General features: G+C 52.7%; 2 protein-coding genes. Both read right to left on the reverse strand.

From position 1 onward, the window contains the following. Window positions 1–386: 386 nt before the first annotated feature. On the reverse strand, window positions 387–929 hold the full coding sequence (gene gmhB, locus AB5Y92_RS19225) for a D-glycero-beta-D-manno-heptose 1,7-bisphosphate 7-phosphatase (RefSeq protein WP_005339917.1): 543 nt from the start codon (window positions 927–929) through the stop codon (window positions 387–389). Window positions 930–1042: 113 nt separating this feature from the next. Next, window positions 1043–2179: elongation factor Tu (tuf, locus tag AB5Y92_RS19230; protein WP_115523187.1), on the reverse strand; the 1137-nt coding region annotated here is incomplete at its 5' end.

The following is a 2179-nucleotide window of genomic DNA, read 5'->3' on the forward strand; positions in this document are numbered from 1 at the left end:
CAATGAATTGCTGAAATAAACTGTTCGACTTCTTATTGCTAAGAAATCGTCTTGGTCACTTCACCAGACATTGAAAATCAAAAATTGTTTTTGATATTCGATGCTGTGAGTGCCCACACAGATTGCTTGATTCAAATTGTTAAAGAGCGACGCAACAGTGTGTTGCTGCGGGAGTGAAATTCTACTCAACCGCCTTCTCGAGTCAAGCCTTATTTGCAAAGGCTTTTCGAGGTTATCGACGAGGTTGTTTGCGTTGCCGCTTGCCCTGTCGATGGAGGCGCATTATAGGGAACAGATTCTTTCTGGCAAGCAGATAATTGCAAAAAGATGGCTTTCGCTGTTTGTTCGCTCACAAAGCCACCAATTGGCATATTAAACCGGCGAAATCAGCTCACCGCAGGTGCCGCAACGGCAAAATCGTGCAGATTGTCATAGAGAGCATCGGCCAGCGCACTACCCGTTTCGGTCACCGGCTTGCCGGTTCTGACCATGATCTTGTGACCAACTCCGGCATTGATGGCAGCTTTCAGATCAGAGGGCTTGTCACCCACCATATAGGAACGACTCATGTCGATCCCCAGTTCCTGTTGCGCCAACAGCAGCATGCCTGGCTCCGGTTTGCGGCAATCACAGGGGGCGCCATGATCCGGATGATGGGGGCAGAAGTAGATGCCATCGAGATCCACATCCCGATCAGCCAGTGACCAATCCATCCATTCAGTCAGATTCATGAAGTCATCTTCACTGAAGTAGCCGCGGGCGATTCCGGACTGGTTAGTGACGACGACCAGCAGATAGCCTTTCTTTTTGAGGAGCTGCAGGGCGTCTATGACTCCGGGCAGAAAATGGAAATCATCGACCTGGCTGACATAGCCAGTGTCTTCATTGATGACACCGTCACGATCCAGAAAAATGGCGGGGTTGCTCACGGAAACTACCTCTATCAATGGTTTTGCCCAGTATCTCACAGGCCATAAATAGCCCCAAAAATAAAAGGGGTGGCCGAAGCCACCCCTTTTCATGTTTGTATATAACGAATCGATTAGGCGATTACGCTAGCTACAACACCGGCACCTACGGTACGGCCACCTTCACGGATAGCGAAACGCAGGCCGTCGTCCATCGCGATCGGCGCAATCAGGGTAACAACCATTTTGATGTTGTCGCCCGGCATTACCATCTCTACGCCTTCCGGCAGCTCGATGGTACCGGTCACGTCGGTAGTACGGAAGTAGAACTGCGGACGGTAGCCTTTGAAGAACGGGGTATGACGGCCACCTTCTTCTTTGGACAGTACGTACACTTCAGATTCGAACTTGGTGTGCGGCTTGATAGAACCCGGCTTGGCCAGTACCTGACCACGCTCTACGTCTTCACGCTTAACACCACGCAGCAGCGCGCCGATGTTCTCGCCTGCACGACCTTCGTCCAGCAGCTTGCGGAACATTTCAACACCGGTACAGGTGGTAGAAACGGTATCTTTGATACCAACGATTTCTACGGTCTCACCTACTTTAACGATACCGCGCTCTACACGACCGGTAACTACAGTACCACGGCCAGCGATAGAGAATACGTCTTCGATCGGCATCAGGAACGGCTGGTCAATCGCGCGCTCCGGCTCCGGGATATAGGTATCCAGGTGGCCAGCCAGCTCGATGATCTTCTCTTCCCACTGAGCGTCGCCTTCCAGCGCTTTCAGCGCGGAACCACGAACTACCGGCAGGTCATCACCCGGGAAGTCGTACTCGGTCAGCAGTTCACGAACTTCCATCTCAACCAGTTCCAGCAGCTCTTCGTCATCAACCATGTCACACTTGTTCATGAACACGATCATGTACGGGATACCAACCTGACGACCCAGCAGGATGTGCTCACGAGTCTGCGGCATCGGGCCGTCAGTCGCTGCTACTACCAGGATCGCGCCGTCCATCTGGGCAGCACCGGTGATCATATTTTTAACGTAGTCGGCGTGACCCGGGCAATCTACGTGGGCGTAGTGACGGGTAGCGGTGTCGTATTCTACGTGGGAGGTGTTGATGGTGATACCACGCTCACGCTCTTCCGGTGCCTTGTCGATCTGGTCGAAGGCGAAAGCTTTACCACCGAAGTGCTTGGCCAGCACGTTGGTGATAGCTGCAGTCAGGGTGGTTTTACCGTGGTCAACGTGGCCGATGGT

The sequence above is a fragment of the Aeromonas sp. R1-1 genome, from assembly GCF_040908495.1.
In the GTDB taxonomy this organism is placed as follows: domain Bacteria; phylum Pseudomonadota; class Gammaproteobacteria; order Enterobacterales; family Aeromonadaceae; genus Aeromonas; species Aeromonas veronii.